This is a genomic window from Marivirga sp., assembly GCF_024636815.1.
Classification (GTDB): domain Bacteria; phylum Bacteroidota; class Bacteroidia; order Cytophagales; family Cyclobacteriaceae; genus Marivirga.
Map to the genome: position 1 here is coordinate 1 of NZ_JAGXGF010000205.1, position 7240 is coordinate 7240.

A 7240-nucleotide genomic window follows, 5' to 3' on the forward strand; every position below is an offset into this window, starting at 1 on the left:
CACACCTCTCATCGAATAGAATTGAAGGGAGAAAGTCTAAGAAAAAAACTGTAATATTGTCATTATCTTATCTTTTTGACCAAAATCCTTAGAGGGGTCAGTATGGCCGGAACGGGGGGTCAGCATCACCGGAATATCCACCCGGCACCAATGGCTCCAATTCTATAAAAGCAGTTTTACCTGCCGTACTGCAGTCCAGTAATTATTTACAGGAAAAGTATCAAAAACCTCTGGGAGAAACAGGAATAACCAGCAAGAATTTTGATACCGATCATATCTTTTTAAAGATGGAAAACGGCAAAGCGATAAGCCCCTATAAAGCCCTACCTCCTGTTTTTGATGGCTGGGACAGTGAAAAGCTGGAAGAGATCGTGGCAAGCATCCCCGAGATAGTCGATGGAGGAGCAGCATTATTTGCTTACCAAAAACTTCAATTCCGGGACCTCGCTGCCGGGGAAAGAGAAGCGATTAACAAGGCGCTGCTTCGATACTGTGAACTGGATACTTTAGCAATGGTGATGATCTATGAATATTTTCGGCAAGTGTGTGATTAAATTCTGCTTTAATATACCTCGTACAACGTAGTTACTAAAACTCCTTTCAATTCGCGGAATCCAACAGAGAATAACTGTTTTACCTCTTTGATCTTAAAATTAAATGGTGACGCTGAAAGGTTTACACCACTTTGTTTTTTTAGTCTGATTCCCTGTCCGGAGATAATATCCTTATTGGGTTCAAAATCTTCTTCCGGTAAATGCTCGGTTAGAATTACATATTTAAAATCATATAATTTTTCTACCACACATTTTATTTCAGCATTAGATAAATGTTGCAACACCTGCCTTAAAATCGCGCAATCACCCGAAGGCAGAACATCTTTTACAATATCTAAAGCATGAAATTCTAAATTATCATCTTGAAATTCTTTTTTATTATGTGCTATGAGCGCTGGGACTATGTCTATAGCGATATATTTCTTGGAGTACTTTACATGTTCTTTACCAATATTAAAATCACCGCAACCCAGATCACAAACTACCGGTGGAGCTTCAAAATCTTTTAGAAAAGCGGATACTACAGCTATATATGGATTTACTGTTTCAGAATGATGTGAGCCTAAACCAGAGTAAAATTCAGATTTGTTACCACCCCACAAGTTTTTTTCATAGATCTGAGCCATGACATCTTTGGTTGACCAGGGCTTTTTTGTCTTTTTATTCTTTGTCATAGATTCAATTACCTTCCTTCTACATTTATTCAGGAAATTCATTTCAACTAAGGTATTAATCCCTCATCTCAAAACTCATATTTTCAGATTCCCTCCACTCTGAAGATGAACCATCACTTTTCACTTTTCTGAATTTACACCATTGGCCATCAAAGCTATATTCAAAGACTGAAATACCTTTACTTTTTAAAAAACCCTGTTGCGGTTTTTTCTTAATTTTTATTCTCCAGCTTTGGTAAGTGCCGGGCAGGTTGAAAAGCAGGTATTCAGGATAAATCCCGGTCCTTTCAAATTCGCGCATGCCGCCTTGCTGGAAAGTTATATTTAGACACATATTTATCTCAATTATTCATTGCCTTTTTCCAGTTTTTTCGCAGTATGGGTTTAGCAAAGGAGGTTTCCCCTTTAGACGGTTCGCCTGAGAAATGACAATATGCTTCGCTATATTCCAAATCTTGAAATTGATTCCACTTTTTAAAAGCTTTAAGCGACATTGGTCTTTCCGGATTAAATTCTATTTCTTCACCTGTCCGAATGCAATAGCCTTTCTTTGAATCATTCTCGGAATGTGTCTTTGAAGAAGGTTTTTTTAATGAGCTTGACTTAAGGGGTTTCTTTTTATACTCTTCCCATACTCTTTCCGGTCTTACATCATCAACCTGATCCAAGTCTATTTCATCTTGGAAATCATCCAATCTTTTATCTGAATCAAGATTTGATTTTCCTGAACCATAAAATTTATCAGTAGAATCAAATAAGACTTCTGATTTAACAAATTCTTTCCCAAAGTTCATTAATCCCTTCTTACTTCTGTAAGCAGGTCTCTTAACATATACAACTTCATTAGTATGAGCTAACTCTATGCATTCATGCCAGGCTTCGACATCAGCGGAAGAAGTAAATTTACTAATCAGCTTTTGTTCAGAAAAAACTCCAAATTCAATGTTATTTTTGAAGGAATAATCATATAAATTAATCGATGTTATTACTCCTTTCTTTTCATTTCCATAATATTTAGCATGAAGATGTGGCACGTAAATAATACTAACATTTGGAAACTGCTTAAAGAAATCGAAATCTTCATTACTTAAACTCCTATTAACTTTTTTTTCGTTTTTTCCAAAAACTAAAATGATTTGAAGTTTGGGATTGTCTTTATGTTTCTTAAAGAGATTTTTAAAATAATCATCTAATTTTATAAAAGGTGAGACAATTAGCAATGTTTGTTCTGCATCCCATATTATATCGTAAACAACATTTTCTAGTTGTTCTCCGGTTAAAAATTTACTCATATTTAATTTTTATTTTATAATTGATTTCTATTGTTTGAAACACTCACCATCCTCCTCATTGAATCAATAAATGCCTGCTTAAATGGATCATCCTTTGTGTACAAGCGGTAAAAATCAAGACCTTGTTTTCGATTTTTAGAAACCACCTCATCTAAAATTTTCTGAAATGCTAAATTCCTGTTTTGTTCATCAGAATTTCTGGCAACTTTAAAATCAAAATCTTTATGGGCTTGTATGGATTTTGCAACCTTTACAAACATAACCCTTTGCTCTTCCGGAGTAGCTTCCCAACCTTGAAACCAACGCTCGTTGAAACTATTTATAATCAGGTCTAAAGGATCTTTTTCCTCATCTGTCCCGTGAGCGCCACGAGGGTTTGGGTTTAGAGGATCTACATCCGTTTCAGTATCATCTAATCCAATAACCTCATTTAATTTCACTCGCTCAATCCCATAGGTAGACAGATCTACCGATTCTAACAATTCATCAAGACCTTCTAATTTTGGATCTTTAATAGGCAGCTTAGGGATCAAAAATTTCAAGAACCAAAATAGCTTCTCCCACTTCACAACTTCAAAAGGCAAAATGGCAGCCATTTGACCATATATTTTTACAAACTGTTTTGCCTTAATTTTAAAATCAGCTTTATCATCATCTTCTAATTTCAGTTCGTTAATAAAACGTTCTGCAGCTTTTTCAATTATAGGACTTAATACTTGTGCATTTTCCTTATTAAAAAACCGAGTTGTAAAGTCTTCTACTTCATCCCATTCGTAAACACCAACATCGTCCAATACATCTTTTAGTTCGTGTAATACATTAACATCGGTGGCCTCACTTAAGGAGGTTGCAGTATAAAATGGGTCAAAAGAGGTTTTAATATCATCGGTGGAATTAAAGAAATCCAACACAAAAATATCTTCAGTTTTCTTCCCTAATTTATCTGCAGCTCTGTTTAACCTGGATAATGCTTGAACGGCCATAACACCTTGCAGCTTTTTATCTACATACATAGCACATAATTTAGGCTGATCAAAACCAGTCAGGTATTTATTGGCAACCACCAATATCCTGTATTCATCTTCATTAAATTTTGTGCTCGTTTCTTTTTCAGAAAAACCATTTAGTCCTACTTCTGAATATTTAATGCCCTTCAATTCTTTCTCTCCAGAAAAAGCTATAGCGATTTTAAATGGGCTCCCCTTATCTTTAAGGATTGCCTTTAATGCTTTGTAGTAATTTATAGCAGATTCTATGCTCTGTGTAATTACCATTGCCTTTGCTTTCCCTTTTAGTTTTTTTTGATTTACTATTTTAGGAATAAAATGATCCAGTATAATTTCTGCCTTGGTATGTATGGTTTCCTGATGCTGCTCTACGTAAGCCCGTAATTTTTTCTGTGCTTTAACTGAATCGAACAGGGGATTATCTTCTATAGATTTTTCTATTTCGTAATAACTTTTAAGCGTGGTGTAATTAGCCAGGACATCTAGAATAAATCCTTCCTCTATAGCTTGTTTCATGGAGTATAAATGAAAAGGTTTAAACTTTCCATTATCTTGCTTTACACCAAATTTTTCTAAGGTAATAGGCTTTGGTGTCGCAGTAAAAGCTAAATAAGATGCATTCCCACGCATTTTTCGAGCTTGCATTGCCATTACGATCTTGTCTTGAGCGTCCATTTCATCGGGGTCTGTAATTTGTTGCCCCATAGCACTATTCATGCTATCGTGAGCAGATCCACTCTGACTACTGTGGGCTTCGTCTATTATCACTGCGAAACGCTTGTCGCTTAAATCTGCAATCCCATCAATAATAAAAGGGAATTTCTGTATAGTAGTGATAATTATTTTTTTGCCTTGCTCTAAGCTATCCCGCAATTCTTTAGAAGAATACGCAGGAGCTACAATGTTTTTGACTTCAGAAAAATCGGCAATGTTTTCACGTATTTGTTTATCTAACAAACGCCTGTCTGTAACTACAATTACCGAATCGAATAGAGGTTGCTCCAAACTCTTAATTCCCGGGGTATCTTTATTTTTAGGGTAGGTTTCTATTAATTGATAGGCTGCCCAAGTTATGGAGTTAGACTTTCCTGAGCCTGCTGAATGCTGAATTAAATAGGTTTGTCCTACTCCTTTTTCACTAGCATGATCTATTATTTTACGAACCACATCCATTTGGTGGTATCGCGGAAAAAACAATGTTTTAGTTTGTAACGGATCTTTCTTTTTTCCATCCAAACGCACGAAGTGTTGAATAATATTGGCTAAACTTTCTCTGGTAAACACCTCATCCCATAAATAATTAGTTCTGTGTCCAGTTTCTCCAGGACTAATTTCCGGATTTCCCTTACCGTGTTTGTTCCCTTTATTAAAAGGCAAGAAAAAAGTGTCATTCCCATTTAGTTTGGTGGTCATGTAGGCCTCGTCTGTATCTACTGCGAAGTGAACAATACAACGTGCAAATTGTAGCAAAGGTTGTTTTATATCACGTTGGGTTTTGTATTGATGCTGCCCGTGAACTTTAGCGCTTTGCCCTGTCCACGGATTTTTTAATTCCATTGTTACTACAGGTAATCCATTTATAAATAGAACAAGGTCTATTTCCTCCCGAGGATTGTCTATAGAATATCTTAATTGTCTGGTGATGCTAAACCTGTTTTTCTCAAAATTATCTTTTACCGTTTTGCTGCTGCTTGCCAGAGGAAGCTGATAAAATAAGGTGAAATGCGCATCATCTACTTCCAAACCTTTACGTAGCAAATGTAATACCCCATACTTCTTGATCATCCGGTCAAACCGATTTAGGATCTTTAATTTCCAGTCGCTTTGTTTTTGTATTTTTTCTAATTCTTCTTTTTGGGTATTTTCCAAAAAGTTCCAAAAAAGCTGTTCATCCAGAGCAAATTGGGAATTAAAATTAGAGGGTTGTCCAATAAAATAGCCTTTCCCTGTTTGGTAAAGTGCATTATGCTCTGCGACGGCCTGACCATTATTACCCTGAATCTTTAATTCTTCCAAGCAAGCACCAGTTAAGTGCTTTTCTATGGCTGCTTCTAATGCTTGTTCGTTGGTTTGACTGTACATATCATTAAAGTATTTCAATTTTTGCCAAAAAATCTATTGCATCAGATTCTTCTTCAAATTTTTGATATTCAGTTTCTGTTTCTATAATGAATGCTCCCTCATTATCTTCCGAAGAAGTATCATAACTTATCTCGACTCTTTGATTATTTACAGATGATATGTATTTATTTAAATCAACAGAATTCTGTGTATTATATTTTACCTCATAACCTAATCTTCTTAGAGCACAGCATAACCCATAGGTGTAATATTCTCTATGTATTCCATTAGTTTGTCTTTTTTCAAGAATTAGAATATCTCTATATTTTAAATAAGGATCCACTCTGAAAAATTTTTCTTTCCCACATTTCTTTAGTACATCAGGATATTCAATAAAATACTTACGCCAATCTTGAGAGGAAGACTGAGATATTATTGTTTTTAATTCATCTTCTATATTAGCTATATCTTGGATTTCATCAAACAATAGTTTTATAAAAATTCTTTTATTATTATCTGAATCTCTAAGTAATCGTTTCCAACCAATCTCTCTGTCAACATCAACTAGGAAGCTTCTATTTCTTCCCTTCGGTAGTGTATAATTGCCAATTGATAATAGCGCTCTTTCAAAAATATAATTTGGAAAAGCACGTAAGCCACTATCGATAAAAACTGCTCTAGCTCTACCCACATAATAGTCAAATTTCTCCTGAAATTTTTCATCCTCTAAGGAGTCCCAATTACAATTTCCGTTTTCTTTGAAGAATTCAGTAATACCTGCAAAATCAAGTAAAAATTCTATTTGACCATTAAAGTATTTATGATTTTCAATTTCTTTGATTTTTTCTTCCCAAAGCGGTGACCTCTCAATTAAAAATGCTTTTATTTCTTCTTCATCCAATTGATATTTTAAAAAACCGTTTGGCTTATTACCATTTTTCAAGAACGCTAAGATATTTGAACTTTCAGGCAACATTAGATTAATAGTTTTTACAGCTGTTTCAAATGATTCAGCTTGGCGATATACACTATTAGAAGTTAGATTTCTTATTACTCGAACCCATTCTTCAATACCTGAGGAATTTTTATTTATATCAATGTATTTATAAAGAGCATAAAATTGTAATCTCTTGATATATGTCAAATCATAATTTGACACATCAAGAAATAATTTTTCTTCATCAAGAATATCAGAATTGGATAGATATTTTTTGAAAACCCCATTATTATCGATCAAATCAAGAAAAGAAATAATATCATTAATCCCGGTTTTATTGAAAGCTCCATAAGTTTCTAGCTCATAAAAACCATAATCGGCTTTGTCTTTGGTCATCGACTTAAGGGCTTGAAAATCGGGATCATCCTGCGCAGCTACAGAATTTGTTGCAACAACTCTGATAAAATTCATAAACTCCTTATCAAAAAGATGATCTTGCTTGTTTCTAAAAGCCCAAAAAACATCAGTCCAAGTTGTGTCAATTTTATCTTCAAAATATGGTGCAAGGACTGTGTTATTTAGCTTGTCAAAAGTCTTTAACAATTTTTCAAATTTAGCCTTAAAATTCTCGAAATCAGTTAGAGGTTTTCCTCTAGCATTCATTTTTATATATAAACTATCTGTCAGACCAAAATCCCTTAATTCTATAAATTGG

Annotated in this window: 6 protein-coding genes; 1 reads left to right on the forward strand and 5 read right to left on the reverse strand. The window is 34.4% G+C overall.

Going from position 1 to position 7240, the window contains the following annotated elements; translation table 11 throughout:
- The first annotated feature begins 287 nt into the window (after positions 1-287).
- A complete protein-coding gene (locus Q0L29_RS14680) occupies positions 288-554 on the forward strand; it encodes a hypothetical protein (RefSeq protein ID WP_296622880.1) in 267 nt (88 codons plus the stop codon).
- Between the two features lie 8 nt (positions 555-562).
- Here the strand turns inward: Q0L29_RS14680 and Q0L29_RS14685 are convergent, their stop codons facing one another.
- The 5 genes from Q0L29_RS14685 to Q0L29_RS14705 all read right to left on the reverse strand — a co-directional run.
- Positions 563-1228 (reverse strand): class I SAM-dependent methyltransferase, encoded by a 666-nt coding sequence (locus Q0L29_RS14685; protein ID WP_296622882.1) that lies wholly within the window; start codon positions 1226-1228, stop codon positions 563-565.
- Positions 1229-1283: 55 nt separating this feature from the next.
- On the reverse strand, positions 1284-1562 hold the full coding sequence (locus tag Q0L29_RS14690) for a hypothetical protein (RefSeq protein WP_296622884.1): 279 nt from the start codon (positions 1560-1562) through the stop codon (positions 1284-1286).
- A 7-nt stretch (positions 1563-1569) separates the two neighbouring features.
- Entirely contained in the window at positions 1570-2520 is a 951-nt protein-coding gene (locus Q0L29_RS14695) for a phospholipase D family protein (protein ID WP_296622886.1), read from the reverse strand.
- Between the two features lie 14 nt (positions 2521-2534).
- Positions 2535-5627: a type I restriction endonuclease subunit R gene (locus tag Q0L29_RS14700; RefSeq protein ID WP_296622888.1), complete on the reverse strand. Its 3093-nt coding sequence runs from the start codon at positions 5625-5627 to the stop codon at positions 2535-2537.
- Positions 5614-7240, reverse strand: a 1627-nt coding sequence (locus tag Q0L29_RS14705) for a hypothetical protein (protein WP_296622890.1), incomplete at its 5' end; no start/stop codon positions are given. The genes Q0L29_RS14700 and Q0L29_RS14705, both read right to left, overlap by 14 nt.